This window comes from Streptomyces sp. S07_1.15, assembly GCF_020739505.1.
GTDB classification, from domain to species: Bacteria; Actinomycetota; Actinomycetes; order Streptomycetales; family Streptomycetaceae; genus Streptomyces; species Streptomyces xinghaiensis.
This window is the reverse complement of record NZ_JAJBZK010000001.1, coordinates 4,178,247-4,196,104: the sequence shown is the minus strand read 5'-3', so window position 1 is coordinate 4,196,104 and position 17,858 is coordinate 4,178,247. Positions and strand designations below refer to the sequence as shown.

Below are 17,858 nucleotides of genomic sequence, written 5' to 3'. Positions count from 1 at the left end.
GGCCCCCGCTCCCCCACCGCGCCGCCCTGCCGCCCCCTCATCGCGCCGCCCTGCCCCGCACCGCGCCGGCCACCTGCTCGGCCAGCTTCTTCGCGGCGTCCTCCCCGGCGAAGCACTCGGCGCGGTCCTGGGGGTTCTTGAACCCCTGGATCTCGGCGGTGCAGCCCTCCAGCCGGGTGGAGAGCACCAGCACGTCGGCGCTGCCCTCCCTGGTCCGTTCCTCCTCCATGGCCTTGAAGGCCACCGCGTCGGAGTCGTGCCGGGGCCGGTCGTCCCCGTCCGTGATGAGGACGATCAGCGGCCTGTCGTCGCCCCGGGTGTCGCGCAGGGCGCGCGTCAGGACCTCGTAGACCGCCGCCCCCTCCGGGACCACCCGCTGCCCGGGCAGGCCCCTGGCCCAGTTCTGGGCCCGCGCCTGGTCGTCGCCCGGGGTGCCCCGCTCGACGACCTCCTCCGCCTCGGCCGGTTCCGCCGCCGACTTCGGGTACGACCGGATGCCGTAGCTGTCCTGGGGGCCGAGCCGGCGCAGCGCGCGCCGCAGCGCGTCGGCCGCCAGTTCCCGCTTGCCGCCCCCGGCCATGGAACCGGAGACGTCCACCAGGAAGAGCACCTGGCCGGGGTCGCGGGTGCGGGTGTAGTCCGCGACCACGGCGTCGGCGACGAGATGGCCGGGGACCTCCCGTACGAAGGGGACGCCCGGCAGCACGCCGCTCTCCCCGGGGTCCTTCCACGCCTCACCGGACGGCGGCAGCGGAAGGCCGCCGGAGTCGGAACCGCGGACCAGGCCGCCCAGCAGCTGCCCGCTGCCCTCCCCCGCGAGCCAGCGCTGGAACGCCCCGACCGCCGCCGACCGCCGCTCCGCGTCGCCCGCGCTCTCCCACGCGACCTCGGCCACCTGGAAGTCCATCCAGGGCACCCCCTCCGGGTAGTACGCCAGCAGCCGCGCCTCGTCGTCCGCGGGCCGGCTGTTGCCGCAGGACGAGTCGGCACCGGGACGGTCGCCGAGGTTGAAGTCGGCGACGTGCTTCTCCGCGACGAGCACCGCCGCGTGGCCGAGACCCGGGCCGTCGCGGTCCGCCGCCTCCCGCGTGAGGTCGCAGAGCAGGGTGTCCGCGTCGGCCGCCGGGACGGAGCGGCCGCCGAGCCGCTTCTCCATCCGCTCGGCGTCCCGGTCCTCGCCGCCAGCGAACCGGCCGTCGGGCGCCTCGTACAGGCCGACGGTGTGCTGGAGCCCGGCACCGGAGGAGTCGGGGTCGGGGCGGAGCAGCGGCAGGCCGGGTTCCACCTCCTTCAGGGCGGCGAGGAGTTCGTCCCAGCTGCTGCCGGTGCGGCGGACCCCGGCCTCCCGCAGCCGCGGCTCCAGAGCGGCCGGGACGGCGAGGACCAGCGGCGAATAGCCCACCGTCCGGTAGGACGTGACGGCAGCGGGGCCCGGGGCCCGGCGCAGGCTGCCCTCGATCCGGCCGAGTTCCGTGCTGGAGCCGGCGAGGATGACGTCCGGCTGCGGGCCCACGTCGCGCAGCGGGTCGGGGCAGGCGGCGTCCGTGTCCTCGCCGACGCCGGCCTTCCGGTCCTCCGCGTTCTCCTCGGCCCGGCCGTCCTCGGCCTGACCGTCCTCGGCCTGACCGTCTTTCTTCCCGCCGTCTTTCTTCCGCCCCTCTTCGGCCTGTTCGTCCCCGTCCGCGCCGTCCGCCCCGGCCGGAGACGAGTCCCGCGCGGGGTGCCGGCACGCTCCGGCCGGGATGCCGCCCGTTCCGGTACCCGAACCCCCGGGGCCGGCGCCCTTGGCGCTGTCGTACCCCTCCCAGAGGTCGGAGGCCGCGAACGCCTCCGCCGTCTCGCCCGGCCCCGCCTCGTAGACGGTGAGGTTCACCCGGCGGCAGTGCGCCGGCTCGCCGTCGTCCGGGCCGAGCGGCTTGCGGTTGGCGTCGCTGCGCATGTAGGCGTTGGCGGCCCGGGTCACGGCCGTCCGGGTCTCGGCGCCGGTCATGACGCGCAGTTCCGTCGGCGGGGCGCAGCCGGGACCGTCCGGCTCGTCCGTGCCCGCGTACGCGTACAGCGCGGCGGGCAGCAGCAGGGCGCTCAGCACCAGGGCCGCCGGCCTCCACCGCCGGGAGACGGCGCGGACGCCCGCGACCGCGACGCCCTTGGCTCCGCCCGCCTCCCTCAGCCGGCGTAACAGCCGGGCCGGCGGGGAGGGTTGCGGGTCCGGACGCGGCAGGGACACGGCCGGCGGGCGGTGGGGCGGAGCAGTACCGGGGCGGACGGCGCGCGAGATCAGCACCCCGGGTCCGTCGCCGCTGCTGCCGCTCTTGGGACCCCAGCCGTCCTCCAGTCCTTTGGGCCAGCGGCGGGTCTCCCGGCGGAGCCACTGGTAGAGGTCCTGCATGCTCAGCCCCGGGGACCCCGGTTCACCGCCCTCCGCCATGGCGGTGATGACGGCGTGGGTGAAGCGGCTGCGCGGCGGTGTGCCGGCCACTCCGTCGACCGGCTGGGTCCTGGTCGGCTGCGAGGAGGCCAGCACGTAGTACCCCTCGCCCGTCAGCAGCGTGCCGCTGGTCGCCGCCGTGCCCGAGTAGCAGCAGTCGAGGACGAGGACGGCGTGCCGGAAGCTGCCGGGCGCGAGCCGTTCGAGCACGTCCGGCCAGAGGACCGCCGTGGCCGGCAGATCCCCCCGGACGTCCGAGTTCTCCGTCAGCAGATGGAGCACCTGCCTGCCGTGCGGGGCACGGTAGCCGTGGCCCACGAAGTAGAAGAACAGCAGGTCCGTGGCGTCCCGGCCCGCCCGTTCGAGCGCGGCCAGCCACTCGGCGCGGCGCGGGGAGTGCAGCACCTCGACGCGGTCCGGACGGAGGATGCCGTGCGGCTCCTCGCAGAGCGCGGCCTTGAGGTCCTCCAGATCGCGCTTCACATAGCGCAGCGTCTCGAAGCCCGGCGCGGACGGCGCCCCGACGAGCAGGGCCCGGGAGCGGGCGGGGTCGGGGTGGGGGTGAGGGTGAGGGCGTCCGGGGCTGTGGCTGTGACCGTGGCCGGGGCTGTGTCGGTGACCATGGCTCTGACCGGGGCTCCGGCCGGGGCCGGGACCGGGTTTCCGGTCATCGCCGTGTCCGGGTGTGGGGTCACGATCGTGGGTGTGCGGCTGTCCCGGTGTGCCCGGGGAGGAGGGTGGAGGCGGATCGGGCCGGAACCGGGTCATGGCCTAGGCCTCACCGGCCGTGCCGGCCTCCAGCTCCGCCCGGACGCGGTCGACGATTTCGGGGACGCCCAGGTCGTCCAGCTCGGCCGCCGTGAAACGCAGCGGGTCCCGGTTCTCCAGTTCGACCCGGACGACGATGTCGTCGCCGCCGGATCCGAGCCGCCGGCGGCTCCGCAGCCAGCCCGCCAACCCGCCGAAGAGGGCGTTCAGCTGCTCGTGCAGCGTGGCGGCGGCGATGTTCGAGACGACGGTGACCACGATGGCTTCCACCAAGCCGGCCCGGCCCGGTGCCGGCTCCTCCGTGAACCGCCAGTGGTCGGTGAAGGTTGCGTCGTCCCCGAGCCAGCCGGCGATGCCGTGCAGTTCTCTGCCGGTGTCCGCGACCCCGTCCACACCGATCCGGATTCTCACTGCCGCCAGCCCCCGCTCGGTCGACCTGTGCCCGGTGAACACGATACGTCTGTGTCCTGTGACACACAGCCAATCGGACTGACTTGGGTGCCAGTTGGCCGGATCCTGACCGGCGGGACCGCGGATGGGGTAAGGGAGGGCAGGACGCCGCCCCGGACCGCGGCCGCCTCCTCGTCCGCGAAGACGACCGCCCGGACCGGGAGGCCGGTCCGGGCGGTCGGGCGGTCGGGCGGTCGGGCGGTCGGGGCTTCCGTCGTCCCGGCGTTCTGTCGTCCCGGCGTTCCGGGCGTCCGTTTCGCTCAGAGAATCCGGGTCAGCTTGCTGCCGAAGCCCGGCTCCTCCTTCACCTTCTCCAGCGCCACCGGCACCTTCACCTGGCCCGGCCCGCTGCCGACCGTCAGCAGGCCGACCTCGGTGCCCGCCTCCGCCTCGTGCGGAACGGTCTTCCCGCCGTCGCTGAGGGCGAGCTCCACCGTGAGCCCCGGCCAGCCGACCGCCGTGACGTCCTCGGTGGCGACCACCGGCACCGTGCCGCCCAGGCCGTCGTCGACATGGCCGACCACCTGGCCCTTCTCCACCACCTTGGCGTCCGTGAGCGCCGCCTGCGCGGACTCGATCAGCTGCTTGCTGACCTCCGTCACCGAGTCAATGGCCGGCACCTTGTACTGGCCCAGCGCCGCGCCCACGATCAGCTGCTTCGTCCCGGCGATCTCCTGCTCCGCGGCGAAGAGCAGATTGCCGCCCGCGGCGGTGCTGGTGCCGGTCTTGATGCCGATGCCGGTGTAGGGGATGAGACGGTTGTAGTTGAGCTGCTTGTCGTCGTTGCTGTCGATGTAGAACGGCTTCGCGGAGATCTCCTTGAAGACCGGGATCGCCATCGCGGCCTTGCCCAGCTTCACCAGGTCCTTGGCGGTGCTCACCGTCGACTTCTCCAGACCGCTGGGGTCGGTGAAGGTGGTGTTCTTCATGCCGAGGTCCTTGGCGGCGTCGTTCATCGCGGCGACGAACTTCCCGCCGTTCTCCTTCTCATACCAACGGGCCATCAGCCGGGCCACGTTGTTGGCGGAGGGGAGCATCAGCGCTTCCAGCGCCTCGTACTCCGAGAGCATCTGGCCCTCCGTCAGCCGCACCACGGACTCGCTGTCGGCCTTGCCCGTCTCGTAGTCCTCCACGGCCTGGGCGTCGACCTTCATCCGCACACCCTCGTCGCCCTTCTTCAGCGGGTGCTCGCGCAGGAAGACATACGCGGTCATCACCTTGGCGACGCTGGCGATCGGAACGGGCTTCTCCTCGCCCGAGGAGCCGAGGCTGCCGAGGCCGTCGATCTCCACATACGCCTGGCCCTCGTCCGGCCAGGGCAGCGACGGCTTCTGGCCCTTGAAGGCGTACTCCGAGGCCGCCGTCAGCCGCAGCTCGGGCTCCGGCAGCGGACGGATGGACTGTGCGATCGCGAACACGACCAGGAGGAGCAGGACCAGCGGCGTCCAGATCTTGACCCGGCGCACCAGCGTGCGCAGCGGAGTCTCCGGCGGCGGCGGGGTGTTGGTGAGCTTGGCCAGCAGGTCGAGCGGGGGCAGCGGCTGCTGCTTGGTCCGCTCGACCTCGGACTCCCCGGCGGGGGCGGCTTCGGGGGCGGCGGCTTCGGGGGCGGCGGTGGCCGCGGCTCCGGCCCCGGCTCCGGCCCGTGTGCCGGACGCGCGGGACGCGCCGCTGCCGCTCGCGGAGTCCGCGGGAGCCGCGTCCGGGCGCGCCGCCCAGGACGGCCCGGAGGACGGGGCCTTGGACGCCGCGGGCGTGCGGGGCGCGGTGTCGGCGGACTGCAACGGCACAAACGTGCTGGTCCGCCCGGCGGCCGGCTCGGCGGACCCCGGCTTGCCGGACCCCGACTTACCGGACTCGGGCTTGACGGACTCGGGCTTGGCGGACCCCGCCTTGCCGGATTCGGGCTCGGCGTCGCCGGGTTTGCCGGATTCGGGCTTCCCGGATTCGGGCTTGACGGTCTCCGGAGTCGCCGCCTCCGGCTTTGCGCTCCCGGGCTTGCCGTCGCCGGGCTTGCCCTCGCCCGCCTTCCCGGCTTCCGGCCGTCCGCCGACCGCCTTGCCCTTGTCCGCGACCGGCTTCACGGCTGCTCCAGCCGTACCCTTCCGGTCCGCCTCACCGGTGGCGGGCTCGGTGTCACCGTCCCCGGGCCCTTCGGCGCCGGGCTCCGCGGTTCCGCCGACCGGTCCGGAATCATCCGGTTTGCCCGGATTCCGCACCCGGAAGACCGCCGTCGGCTGGTCCACGCGCTTGCCCCCGGTGGCACCGCCGCCCGTCGCGGCTCCTGCGGCGCCTCCGACCGCGTCGGCGCTGCCGTGGTCCGGAGTGCCCTCGCTGCTCTCGGTCTTCTCGGCCGTCCCGGTCTTCCCGGTCTTCTCCGTGCGCAGGCTCTCCGTGCTCGGCGACGCGGCCGTGCCGCCCTTGCCGGGCCGGGCCTTCTCGGCGTTCTCCGAGGGCTTCCCGTCCCGCGCCGCGCCAGCGGGCGCCTCCGCGTCTCCGCCCTCCGGCGCGGCCGGCGGCGCCGCCGTCTTCGCCTTTGCCTTCGCCTTCGCAAGCGGTTCGGACCCGTCCCGGTCCTCGGTGGTGCCGTCCGGGCCCGGCCTCTCGTCGGCGTCCACCGCGCCCGCGTCGTCCGCGGCCTCCCCGGTGGACGGGCCGGACGGCTCGGCGGCTTCGCGCTCCTCGTCGTCCGGGAGCGGCCGGCCGAAGACCATCGTCCCCCGGTCCCCGCCGCCTCCGGCCGAAGCCCCGGAGCCGGAGGATCCGCCGCCGTCCGAGGACTCGGCGCGGGCGGCGCGGAGGCCGCCGAAGGCCGCCGTCACCAGGTCCGCGCGCCCTGCCGCGTCCTCCTCGACCGCGTCGGCGGCCGGTCCGGCGGGCGCGCCCGCCTTCCCCTCCGGAGCGGTGTCCCCTGCGGTGTCCCGTGCGGGCCGCTCGCCGTCGCTCGTGGCGACCCAGGCCGCGACCGCCTCCCGCAGCCGTTCGTCCCCCTGCTCCGCCGTCTCCCGTGTGTTCCCGGCCGCGCCGGTCCCGGAGCCGTCACTCTCCGCCCCGGCCTTCGGGGAGGCGACTTGGTCCGTGGCGCCGTCCGCGGTCTCGCCGTCCGGCGTCTCGTCGGCCGCAGCCTCATCCCCCAGAGGCTCGTCCTCCGGCCCGGCGCCGCCCTGGGCGCCGCCCTGCGAGGGGACCGCCTTCGCCGCGGCGCCTCCCGTCGCCGGGACCTCCGCGCCGTCTCCGCCGTCTCCGCCGCCGGCGCCCTCGGGGCTGTCCGCCCCGTCCGCACCGTCCCGGCCGTCCGCGCCCGCGTCCGCGCCGCCCGGCCGGGCTCCGAAAACGGCGAGGCGCGGGTCTCGCCCGGCTTCCGCTTCCGCCGCCGCCCCCGATGACTTCCGCTGCTCCGACCTACCGGGGGACTCGCCCGCCACCGTGCCTCCTCCATACGTACTGCTGTCCAACGTGCCGCGGGGACCCCGTATGATCCGACGGCACCCGATCCGACGGCACCGCGCGCCACTGCCGATCCGCACCACCAGTGTCCAGCCCGGAGCCCTCCGCTCCGGTCATCGGACCGCCGCGATCCGGTTTCCGTCCCCCAGAGGCACCCGCCCGGTGGCTAGACGAGGACGACATACCTAACGGTTCCCTCACAAAGTCCCCAGGCACTCTCGACAGACCATTGTGAGAGGGGTCACCCTGTCAGACATCCACGCGGGGAGGCATGGATGGGCAGGAGCCGCAGAACAATTCCGGAGGAGCTTCTGCTGCTGGCCTTGGACCCGGCCACGGGAACCACGGCGCAGCCGCAGTCGCTCGACCTCGGTCTTGCCGGGGCACAGCTAGTGGAGCTGGCTCTGGCAGGACGGATAGCCCCTGACGGGGATCGTATCGCCGTGGTGCTGCCACGGCCGACAGGAGATCCGACACTGGACTCCGCGCTCGAACTGCTGCGCCGTCGCGGCAGCCCGGTGCGCGCCGTCCACTGGATCGGCGGGCCCCGGCTGGGGCTGCGCCAGACGTATCTCACGCATCTGGAGCGGTGCGGCATGGTGCATGCCGTGGCCGGACAGATGTGCGGGGTACTGCCGACGACGCGCTACCAGGCGACGGAGACGGCCATCAGCCGGGACATCAGGAACCGGCTCGACAACGCGATCCGCACCGGTGTACCACCGGACCCGCGGACCGCGGCGCTGGCCGCGCTCGCCCACGCGGTGGGGCTCGGCAAGCACCTCTACCCGGGCAACGAGGGCAGGTCCTGCCGCTCCAGGCTGCGGGATCTGATCCGGCACGACCCGATGGGCGGGCTCGTGGCACACGCCGTGATGGACGTGCAGAACGGTGTGGCCGTGCAGCCGCGGCGGCCTGCGCCGGCCCGGGGAGGACCGGGCGACCCGGCGGGCGTGCCACCACAGCCCCGGCGCGGGAGCATGGCGCGCGCCGCGGCCCGTTAGGGCCCGTTCCGGTCCCAGCGGGCCCGGAGCACCCCCGGCACCGGTGCGCCGGGGCAGTATCCGCACCCCAGTCCGTACCCGACACCCCCAACCACCATCGAATCGGACAGCACCACCACCCACCGACCGGACCGCCGTCTCCACGAGCCGGTCCGGGAGCCGCCGGAACGCGCGGGCGGTGGGCCGGAGGCCAGGAGAGGCGCCCGGTCCGCCGTCCGCGCGCGGCGTATCCGGGTATGTCCGCACACGCGGCGGTGCGGCCATCGCCCGAGGTGTCCGGAGGACGACCCTCTGTCGCCGTTTCCCAGCGCCGCCGCGGTCCGCAGTGGCAGGCTGCTGGAAAAACAGCGGTTTCGAGTCGGAGGTGCGGCCTCGTGGCGTCCCATGTCAATCCCACGGTCAGGCGTCGCCGGTTGGGCCAGGAGCTGCGCCGGCTCCGCGAGCTCAAGGGCATGACGGCGGAGGCCGTCGCGGAGCGGCTGCTGGTCTCCCAGTCCAAGATCAGCAGGCTGGAGAACGGCCGCCGCAGCATCAGCCAGCGCGATGTGCGGGACCTCTGCGGGGTCTACGAGGTCGAGGACCAGCGCGTCGTCGACTCCCTGATGCAGATGGCCAAGGAATCGCGGCAGCAGGGGTGGTGGCACGCCTTCGGCGACCTTCCGTACAGCGTCTACATCGGCCTGGAGACGGACGCCGCGTCCGTCCGCAACTACGAGTCGCTGCTCGTCCCCGGGCTGCTCCAGACCCGCGAGTACGCCGAGGCCGTGATCGAGCGCATCGAGCCGGAGGCCGCCCCGGCCGACAAGGCCAAGCGGGTCGAGGTCCGGATGAAGCGCCAGGAGCGCATCCACGACCCCGTCTCTCCGCTGCGCTTCTGGGCGGTGGTGGACGAGTCGGCGCTGCACCGGGTCGTCGGCAGCCCGCGGATCATGCGGGAACAGCTGGAGCAGCTGATCGAGCTGAGCCACCGCCCGCATGTGACGGTGCAGGTGCTGCCGTACTCGGTGGGCGCGCACCCGGGCATGGTGGGCACCTTCTCGCTGCTGGAGTTCGCGGACGCGGCGGACTCCAGCGTGGTCTACCTGGAGGGCGTCACCAGCGACCTCTACCTGGAGAAGCACGCGGAGGTGCAGCACTACAGCGTGATGTACGAGCATCTGCGGGCGCAGGCCCACCACCCGGAGCGCACCCGGCAGTTCATGACCGAACTGGCCAAGGAGTACGCCAGTTGAGCGGCGCGGCGCAGCGCGGCCCGGTCGGGGTTGGCGGGGAGGCCGGCCGGGAAGGGGCCGTGGGAGCGCCGTCTCCAGCTGTATCGGGCCCGGGTGTCGGTGGGGTGACGTCCCGTCAACCACCGGATGTCCACGAGGTGGCGGCGCCGGGGTAGGGTACACGCCCCTGTCCGGAGGGCGGCAGAGATAACCGCATATGCCATTCGATCGGGTGATGGGGCTTCCGGTGGGGGTGGGGTGAGCCCGTAGCGTCGCTCACGCCCCGACTCCCGGATGCCGCCTGCGGCCCGGGCGCCGCGGGCGTCACATCAACCCGCGAAGCCATCGGAGCAATCATGGCTGTACCACCCGTCACCCCCGCAACCCCCCGCGCACAGGGCCTCAGCGGCGCCTGGAGGAAGTCGTCCTACTCCGGCAACGGCAACTGCGTCGAGGTCGCCGCCCGGATCCCCGGAGCCGTCGCGGTCCGGGACTCCAAGGACATCACCCGCCCGTCCCTGAGCTTCTCCGGAAGCTCCTGGCAGACCTTCCTCGCGGACCTCGGCCACCGGACCACCGGCCTGGGCTGACCCCCCACCGCGGTGACCGCGCCGCGCTGAGCCCTCTCGACTGCGTCCGCCGTCCCGGCCGAGGGGGCTCGGCCACCCTTCCCCCGCGCCCCGCGTCCCGCGCCCCCCGTTCCGCGTTCCACCCCCTCCCCGCGCCCGGTGCTACGCCCGCGGGTAGCGGGCCAGCCAGCCCGGGGAGGAGTTGGCCGGTCCGTGCAGGGCCGGGCCCTGCGTCATCTCCATCGCGAAGTCGTCCGCCAGTTCCAGGATCGTCTGCCGCCCCTCCACCTCGGCCAGCCAGCCCGGCGGCAGGGCCGTCTCGCCGTGCAGCACGCCGAGGAGGTTGCCGCAGACGGAGCCGGTGGCGTCGGAATCGCCGCCGTGGTTGACGGCGAGCAGCAGCCCGTTGCGCACATCCTCGGCGACCAGGGCGCAGTAGAGCGCGATCGCCAGCGCCTCGTCCGCCGTGCGGCCCTCGCCCAGCGACTCGACCCGGGCGGCCGACGGCAGCCCCTGCCGTACGGTGCCGAGGGCTTGCTTGAGCGCAGCCGTCGTCTCCTCGTGGCCCGGCCGGGAAGCGATCTGCACCATGGACTGCTGCACGGCCTGGTCGAGGTTGTCGCCGCGCCCCAGCCCGTGCACGACGACCGCGAAGGCCCCGGCGGCCAGATAGCCCGTCGGGTGGCCGTGCGTCTGCGCCGCGCACTCGACCGCGAGCTGGAAGACGAGCTGCGGATCCCAGCCGACCAGCAGGCCGAACGGCGCCGAGCGGGCCAGCGCCCCGCAGCCCTTCTCCTCGGGGTTCTTCGGCCGGTCGAGGGTGCCCATCCGGTCGTCGGCGAGTCCGAGGAGGCTGGCGCGGTCCGGGTGGCGACGCGTGTAGAGCCACTCCTCGCGGGCCAGCCAGCCGTCCTCCGTCCGCCGCTCGTCCGGACCCCACTCGTGCTGGGTGGCCGCCCAGCGGCGGTAGGCCCGGTACAGATCGGTCGGCGGGTGCCAGGCCCCGGTGTCCCGGCGCACCTGGGCGCGTATCAGGCCGTCGACGGTGAACAGCGTCATCTGGGTCCCGTCGGTGACGGCGCCGCGCCGCCCGTACACCGGGACGAGGTCCGTCAGTCCCTGCTGGCCGTGCGCGGTGCGGATGTCCGGGAGCGAGTCGCCGGCGACCCCGGCGCCGAGCGCGTCGCCGATGGCGCCCCCGAGCAGGCAGCCGCGCACCCGGCTGCGGAAGTCCTGCTGTTCGGCGCGGCCCCAGACGGCCGTGCGCACTGCGGTCACTGCGTTCCCTCCCGACGATGTACGCGCCCCCCAGCGCGCTGTCCCCCCGCCATCTATCTCTTCGGCGCGCAGCACTGTAGTGGACTGGTCCACACCTCCGGCCGGGCCGGACGCCGTTCTCCGGCACGGCCGCGGGGCAGCCGCGCGCCGGCTCGCCTCAACTGCCGCCGGACGCCCCGCGGGTCACTTCCGCCCCGCCCGTCCGGCGCCCGCTCAGTCGCCGAGGACCGGCAGCAGCTCCGGCAGATGCCCGTCGGAGGCGGCCGCCGCGGCCTGCCGCTCCGCGGGCACCTCGCCGTAGGTGGTGGTGCGGGGCCGGGCCGGGCGGCCGGCGGCCTCCGCGATGGCCGTCAGATCGCGCACCGAGCGGTACGAGCCGTAGGAGGAGCCCGCCATACGGGAGATGGTCTCCTCCATCAGCGTGCCGCCGAGGTCGTTGGCGCCGGAGCGGAGCATCTCGGCGGCGCCCTCCGCGCCGAGCTTCACCCAGCTCGTCTGGATGTTCGGGATGTACGGGTGGAGGAGCAGCCGGGCCATGGCGGTGACGGCCCGGTTGTCGCGCACGGTCGGGCCGGGCCGGGCGATGCCCGCGAGATAGACCGGGGCGTTGGTGTGGATGAACGGCAGGGTCACGAACTCGGTGAAGCCCTCGACACCCTTCTCCAGCGCCTGCCGCTGCATCCCGGCGAGCAGCCGCAGATGGCCGAGCCAGTGGCGGGGCTGGTCCACGTGCCCGTACATCATGGTGGAGGAGGAGCGGATGCCCAGTTCGTGCGCGGTCCCGATCACCTCGACCCAGGTGGCGGCGGGCAGTTTGCCCTTGGTGAGCACCCAGCGGACCTCGTCGTCGAGGATCTCGGCCGCGGTGCCGGGAACGGAGTCGAGCCCGGCCTCCTTCGCGGCCGTCAGCCACTCGCGGACGGGCATACCGGTGCGGGAGGCGCCGTTGACGACCTCCATCGGCGAGAAGGCGTGGACGTGCATCCCGGGCACGCGCTCCTTCACGGCGCGGGCGATGTCGAAGTAGGCGGTGCCGGGCAGATCCGGGTGGATGCCGCCCTGCATGCACACCTCGACGGCGCCCACGTCCCACGCCTGAGCGGCCCGGTCGGCGACCTGCTCCAGGGAGAGGGTGTAGGCGTCGGCGTCGGTGCGGCGCTGCGCGAAGGCGCAGAAGCGGCAGCCGGTGTAGCAGACGTTGGTGAAGTTGATGTTGCGGGTGACGATGTACGTCACCTCGTCCCCGACGACCGAGCGGCGCAGGTCGTCCGCGACGGAGCACAGGGCGTCCAGGGCGGGGCCGTCGGCGTGGAGGAGGGCCAGCGCCTCGGCGTCGGTGAGCCGGACCGGGTCGTCGGCGGCGGTGGCCAGCGCGGAGCGCACGTCGGCGTCGATCCGGGACGGGGCCATGCCCGGGGCGGCCGCCTCGCGCAGCGCCTCCCAGTCGCCGTACACCGCGTCGAAGTCCGCGCGGCGGTCGGCGGTGCGGCCCTCGGTGTCGATGGTGCGGTGCAGATCGGTGCGGCCGGTGGCGGTGAACTGCTCGTCCGGCTCCTGCCAGGGCAGGCCGGAGGGGCGGGCGTCCTCGCGGGCGAGGCCGGTCTCCGGGTCGGCGAGGGCGGTGACGTGCGGCAGCAGGCGCGGGTCGAGCCAGGGTTCGCCGCGGCGGATGAACTCCGGGGAGACGGTGAGGCGTTCGCGGAGTTCGAAGCCGGCGTCGGCGGTGCGCGCGGCCAGTTCGTCGATCTGCGGCCAGGGACGCTCGGGGTTGACGTGGTCGGGGGTGAGCGGGGAGACGCCGCCCCAGTCGTCGATGCCCGCGCCGATCAGCAGGGCGTACTCGGCGTCGGCGAGGTTAGGCGGGGCCTGGATGCGCGCCGAGGGACCGAGGATGTGCCGGGCCACGGCGACGGCCGCGGCCAGCTCCTCCAGTTCCGCGTCGGGCATGGCGCGCATCGCCGTGTCCGGCTTCGCGCGGAAGTTCTGGACGATGACCTCCTGGATGCCCTGGTAGGCGCGGGCGGTGCGGCGCAGCGCGAACAGCGACTCGGCGCGCTCCTCGTACGTCTCGCCGATGCCGATGAGGACGCCGGTGGTGAACGGCACGTTGGAGCGGCCCGCGTCCTCCAGCACCCGGAGCCGCACGGCCGGTTCCTTGTCGGGCGAGCCGTGGTGCGGGCCGCCGGGCTCGGACCAGAGGCGGGTGGCCGTCGTCTCCAGCATCATCCCCATGGAGGGGGCGACGGGCTTCAGCCGCTGGAGGTCCGTCCAGGACAGGACGCCGGGGTTGAGGTGCGGGAGGAGGCCGGTCTCCTCCAGGACGCGGATCGCCATGGCGCGGACGTAGGCGAGCGTGTCGTCGTAGCCGTGCGCCTCCAGCCACGCGCGGGCCTCGGGCCAGCGGTCCTCGGGGCGGTCGCCGAGCGTGAACAGCGCTTCCTTGCAGCCCAGTTCGGCGCCCCTGCGGGCGATGTCCAGCACCTCGTCCGGCGAGAGGAACATGCCCTCGCCCGCACGGCGCAGCTTGCCGGGGACCGTGACGAAGGTGCAGTAGTGGCATGTGTCGCGGCAGAGGCGGGTGAGGGGGATGAAGACCTTGCGGGAGTACGTGATGACGCCGGGGCGGCCGGCCGCTTCCAGCCCGGCGTCGCGGACCCGGGCGGCCGAGGCGGTCAGACCGGCCAGGTCGGCACCGCGGGCCCGGAGCAGGACGGCGGCCTCGGCGGTGTCCAGGGCCACGCCGTCGCGGGCCCGCCTGAGGGCTCGCCGCATGGCGTTGGCGGTGGGAGCGGCCTCCGCTCCGGGCGTCTCGGTGCCTTGCTCGCTCGTGGTCATCACACGAGCGTATGCGGACCGCGGGCGGCCGCGGAGGGGCGGGGCGGCTCCGCCCGGGGCAGGCGGGGCCGCCCCGGGGCGGGCGCGGGGCGGGCGCGGGGCACCGGTACCGGTGGTTCCGCAGGTATCGGCCCGGTGGGAGCCGGAGACGGGGCGCCGGAGCGCGGACATCGAGGCCACCGGGGCCCCGGCCGGGACCCAGCGGGACTCCACCGGGAGCCGACCCGGGACCCACCCGGGGACCGGCGGGGACCCGCCGGGGGCCGGCGGGGCCTCGGCCGGGACGTCATCGGAACCTCATCGGACCTCACCGGGACCTCACCGGGACCTCACCGGGACCTCACCGGAGGGAAACCGGCCACCGGCTTTCCGTTCGGCGGTTGTTCACGGCTCACCGCCAGGGTCGGGGATCGTGACCCGGGGGTTGGAGGCCCCTGGGACCGGGGATCCCGGGTCCATGACGGGGCCGGGGGCCGGGGGCCGGGGGTCCGGGGGTCCGGGTGTTCCGGCGCCTTCCCCGGGACGGCCGGCGGGCCCCGGCCGGGAGCGCCCACCGCCCAGCCGTTCACGGCACCGGCACCACGCACCACGCACCCCGCACCCCGCACCACAGGACGTCACGCCGCACCACCGCTCACCGTACGGCCACACGCCGCACCGCCTTTCGGCCCTCAGCCGCTCCACCGCTCCACCGTCCACCCCGGCCGGCCGGCCGCGCCAGGCACCACCCGCTCGTTCACCGCACCGCGCCGCACCGGCACACAGGCACAGGCCGCACCACACCACCCGAGACCGCCGACTTCCCGGGAGGATCCGATGAAGGACCGGAACGTTCACAGCGACGGCGACGCCGAGGCCCTGGGGAGGCGCGGGCTGCTGCGGGCCTCCGCCGCGACGGGCGCCGCGGCCGCTCTGACAGCGGCGGGCGCCGCGTCCCCCGCCTCTGCGGCCGGCGCCCCCGGCGGCGCGGGCGCCGGTGCGGCCTCCGCCTCCGGGGACACCGGGCGGGACGGCGCGGAGACGAGAACCGTCCGGGGCCGGCTGGAGCCCGGGGCGCCCGACTACGTCTACGTCCCGGTGGAGGTCCCCAAGGGCATCCGCGAGCTCGCCGTCTCGTACCGCTACGACAAGCCGTCCGTGCCCGCCGGAACCCCCGGCAACGCCCTCGACATCGGCATCTTCGACGAGCGCGGCACCGCGCCCGGCGGCCGCGGATTCCGGGGCTGGTCGGGCGGTTTCCGCACGGAGTTCGCGATCAGCGCGGAGCGGGCCACCCCGGGCTACCTGCCGGGCCCGGTGCGCTCCGGCACCTGGCAGGTGGTGCTCGCCCCGTACACCGTCGCGCCGCAGGGCCTGGAGTACGAGGTCACCGTCACGCTGCGGCCGGGCCCACGGGGCGAGACGCCGCGGCCGGTGTATCCCCCGGGGCGGGCGAAGGGCCGCGGGCGGGCCTGGTACCGGGGCGACTGCCATCTGCACACCGTGTACTCGGACGGCCGGCGCACCCCGGCGGAGGTGGCCGCCGCCGCGCGGGCCGCCGGGCTGGACTTCATCACGACCACCGAGCACAACACCCACTCCGGCCACGCCGCCTGGGAGGGCCTGTGGGGCGACGATCTGCTGATCATGGCCGGTGAGGAGGTCACCACCCGCAACGGCCACGTCCTGGCCCTCGGCACCGACCCGGGGACCTTCGTCGACTGGCGCTACCGTGCGCGCGACAACGTCTTCGGCCGGTACGCCGCACGGATCCGGCGGGCCGGCGGTCTGGTGGTGCCCGCTCATCCGCACGCCACCTGCATCGGCTGCAACTGGAAGTTCGGCCTCGGCGAGGCGGACGCGCTGGAGGTCTGGAACGGCCCGTTCACCGCGGACGACGAGGTGACGATCGCCGCCTGGGACAACACCCTCGCCGCCGCGGCACACGCCTTCGTCCCGCACGCGGGTTCCCGCACGGACACCGGGCCCGGCTCGCGCCCGGGCTCACGCCCCCGCCCGGCCGGCCCCGGCTGGCTCCCCGCGATCGGCAACAGCGACGCGCACCGCGAGGGCCAGGACGTCGGCCTGCCGCAGACCGTGGTGCTCGCCGAGGACCTGTCGCGGGAGGCGGTCCTGGACGGCATCCGGGCGGGCCGCTGCTGGATCGCGGAGTCCTCGGAGGTCGGGCTGTCCTTCTCGGTGACCGACGGCCGGGGCCGGCGCGCGGGCATCGGGGAGCGGCTGCGCGCCGCCCCGGACGCGGAGGTGACCGCCGCGCTGAAGGTCTCGGGCGCCCCGGGCTGCTCGGTACGGTTCATCACCGATCAGGGGCAGCTGTACGCGGCGGAGCTGCCGGCCTCCGGCACCGGAACCGCCGAGTGGCGGACCACGCCGCGGTACGCCGCCTATGTACGGGCCGAGGTGCGGCACCCGGCGGCGGACGGCGGCGCCTCCGGGCTGCCGGGCCCGATGGCGGCCATGACCAACCCGGTGTTCCTCGGCCGGGACTGACCGCGCCCGCAGGGGGTGCGCACCGGACGGAGCCGGCCCGGCCGTGCTCCCGGCCCGGCCGTCCTCCCGGTCCGTCCGCGTTGCGCCGCGTTGCGCCGCCTTGCGTCGCGTTCGTCCAAGTGGAGCATTAATGTGCATGACGCGGCCGGGGACGGGCACCGGGTAGCGCATGAGTGCTCTGCGATGGATTGCCCGCCCCCTGTTGGCCTCCTTCTTCGTCTACAGCGGCGTCAACACGATCCGCAATGCCGAAGCCGTGGCCCCCGCCGCCGAGAACGTGGTCGGCCCGATCACCGAACGGCTCAACCTTCCCCTGGAGAACACCGAGCAGGCCGTACGGCTCAACAGCGCCGTCCACATCGCGGCCGGGACGCTGCTGGGGCTCGGGAAGTTCCCCCGGCTGTCCGCGCTGGCCCTCGCCGGCAGCCTGGTCCCGACGACGCTGGCAGGACACCGGTTCTGGGAGGCCGAGGACCCCGAGGAGAGGTCCCGGCAGCAGATGCAGTTCCTGAAGAACGTGTCGCTGCTCGGCGGGCTGCTGGCCGCCGCGGCCGACATCGGCGACCGCCCCTCGCTGAACTGGCGTGCGCACCACGCCGCCCACACCGCCCGCCGCGAGATGAACCTGGTGCGCCGCACCGCCACGGCCGCCGGGAAGCGGCCGCGCGTCAAGCGGGTGGTCCCGGCGCTGCCGGGGAAGACCCGGGCCAAGGGCACCACCCGGGGCACCGCGAAGGCCGCCGCGAAGACCCTTCGCGCCACCACCGCACCGGTGAAGACCGGCGCCACGGCCACGTCCGCCGCCGCGTCCAAGGCGGTGCGCGGCACGACCGCCACGGTGAAGCCGCAGGTGAAGGCCGCCTCGAAGGCCGCGTCCGCGACCGCATCCCGTACTGCGTCGGCCGCGTCCGGCACGGCGTCCCGCACCGCCTCCGCCGCGTCCAAGGCGCTGAGCGGCGCGGCCACCGGCGTGAAGGTACGGCTCGCGCCGGGCGGCGCCCGCCGCACCGGAGCGCTGCGCGGCCTGCGCGGACGCGGGCCGCTCGCGTCCCGGACCTCCCGGACCTCCCGGACCTCCCGCACCTCCTGGACCTCCCCGTTCTCCCGGTCCTCCCGCTCGTCCCGGGCGGGGCTGCCGTCCCTGCCGTCCCTGCCGTCCCTGCCGTCGCGGCCCTCGCAGTCCTCGCGCCCGTTCAAGACGTCCGCGCCGTCGCGGAACGGCCACGGCGGCCGCGACGGGATCACACGGATGGACCCGCAGGCGCTGCGGAAGCTCGTCGGCACCGGCCACTGACCCGGGCCCGGACCGCCGCCCCCGACCCGGCGGTTCGGGCACGGCCCCGGGGTCCGAGCCGGGAGCGCGGCTCCGATCCGGCTC

10 protein-coding genes are annotated in these 17,858 nt (G+C 74.9%); 5 read left to right on the top strand and 5 right to left on the bottom strand.

All coding sequences use genetic code 11. From position 1 onward, the window contains the following. Positions 1 to 37 precede the first annotated feature (37 nt). From LIX60_RS18115 to LIX60_RS18105, 3 genes are all read right to left on the bottom strand, one after another. Positions 38 to 2,911, bottom strand: coding sequence for a hypothetical protein (locus tag LIX60_RS18115; RefSeq protein WP_374117877.1), 2,874 nt, complete (start codon positions 2,909 to 2,911; stop codon positions 38 to 40). A 288-nt stretch (positions 2,912 to 3,199) separates the two neighbouring features. Next, positions 3,200 to 3,649: a hypothetical protein gene (locus LIX60_RS18110; RefSeq protein ID WP_227959374.1), complete on the bottom strand. Its 450-nt coding sequence runs from the start codon at positions 3,647 to 3,649 to the stop codon at positions 3,200 to 3,202. A gap of 257 nt (positions 3,650 to 3,906) precedes the next feature. Further along, positions 3,907 to 7,071 (bottom strand): D-alanyl-D-alanine carboxypeptidase, encoded by a 3,165-nt coding sequence (locus LIX60_RS18105; protein WP_227959373.1) that lies wholly within the window; start codon positions 7,069 to 7,071, stop codon positions 3,907 to 3,909. 297 nt (positions 7,072 to 7,368) lie between these two features. Here LIX60_RS18105 and LIX60_RS18100 point away from each other — a divergent pair, with 297 nt between their 5' ends. The 3 genes from LIX60_RS18100 (at position 7,369) to LIX60_RS18090 (ending at position 9,898) form a co-directional block, all read left to right on the top strand. Beyond that, positions 7,369 to 8,097 carry a GPP34 family phosphoprotein gene (locus tag LIX60_RS18100; RefSeq protein WP_227959372.1) on the top strand — a complete coding sequence of 243 codons (729 nt, stop codon included), beginning with the start codon at positions 7,369 to 7,371 and terminating at the stop codon, positions 8,095 to 8,097. A gap of 374 nt (positions 8,098 to 8,471) precedes the next feature. After that, positions 8,472 to 9,329, top strand: coding sequence for a helix-turn-helix transcriptional regulator (locus LIX60_RS18095; RefSeq protein WP_227959371.1), 858 nt, complete (start codon positions 8,472 to 8,474; stop codon positions 9,327 to 9,329). Between the two features lie 335 nt (positions 9,330 to 9,664). Beyond that, entirely contained in the window at positions 9,665 to 9,898 is a 234-nt protein-coding gene (locus LIX60_RS18090; protein WP_227959370.1) for a DUF397 domain-containing protein, read from the top strand. A 141-nt stretch (positions 9,899 to 10,039) separates the two neighbouring features. Here the strand turns inward: LIX60_RS18090 and LIX60_RS18085 are convergent, their stop codons facing one another. Together LIX60_RS18085 and LIX60_RS18080 are read right to left on the bottom strand one after the other, a co-directional pair. Continuing rightward, a complete protein-coding gene (locus LIX60_RS18085; RefSeq protein WP_227959369.1) occupies positions 10,040 to 11,155 on the bottom strand; it encodes an ADP-ribosylglycohydrolase family protein in 1,116 nt (371 codons plus the stop codon). A 213-nt stretch (positions 11,156 to 11,368) separates the two neighbouring features. After that, a complete protein-coding gene (locus LIX60_RS18080; RefSeq protein WP_227959368.1) occupies positions 11,369 to 13,990 on the bottom strand; it encodes a bifunctional FO biosynthesis protein CofGH in 2,622 nt (873 codons plus the stop codon). Between the two features lie 816 nt (positions 13,991 to 14,806). On the opposite strand from LIX60_RS18080, the gene LIX60_RS18075 reads away from it, so the two are divergent. Both LIX60_RS18075 and LIX60_RS18070 read left to right on the top strand, forming a co-directional pair. Further along, positions 14,807 to 16,480, top strand: a complete 1,674-nt coding sequence (locus LIX60_RS18075) for a CehA/McbA family metallohydrolase (protein WP_227959367.1) — start codon at positions 14,807 to 14,809, stop codon at positions 16,478 to 16,480. A gap of 169 nt (positions 16,481 to 16,649) precedes the next feature. Beyond that, positions 16,650 to 17,774 (top strand): DoxX family protein, encoded by a 1,125-nt coding sequence (locus tag LIX60_RS18070; protein WP_227959366.1) that lies wholly within the window; start codon positions 16,650 to 16,652, stop codon positions 17,772 to 17,774. Positions 17,775 to 17,858 lie beyond the last annotated feature (84 nt).

Coding starts and splice junctions, on each gene's coding strand:
- LIX60_RS18075 (WP_227959367.1), top strand. CDS start 14,807: ATGAAGGACCGGAACGTTCACAGCGACGGCGACGCCGAGGCCCTGGGG.
- LIX60_RS18080 (WP_227959368.1), bottom strand. CDS start 13,990: ATGACCACGAGCGAGCAAGGCACCGAGACGCCCGGAGCGGAGGCCGCT.
- LIX60_RS18070 (WP_227959366.1), top strand. CDS start 16,650: ATGAGTGCTCTGCGATGGATTGCCCGCCCCCTGTTGGCCTCCTTCTTC.
- LIX60_RS18100 (WP_227959372.1), top strand. CDS start 7,369: ATGGGCAGGAGCCGCAGAACAATTCCGGAGGAGCTTCTGCTGCTGGCC.
- LIX60_RS18090 (WP_227959370.1), top strand. CDS start 9,665: ATGGCTGTACCACCCGTCACCCCCGCAACCCCCCGCGCACAGGGCCTC.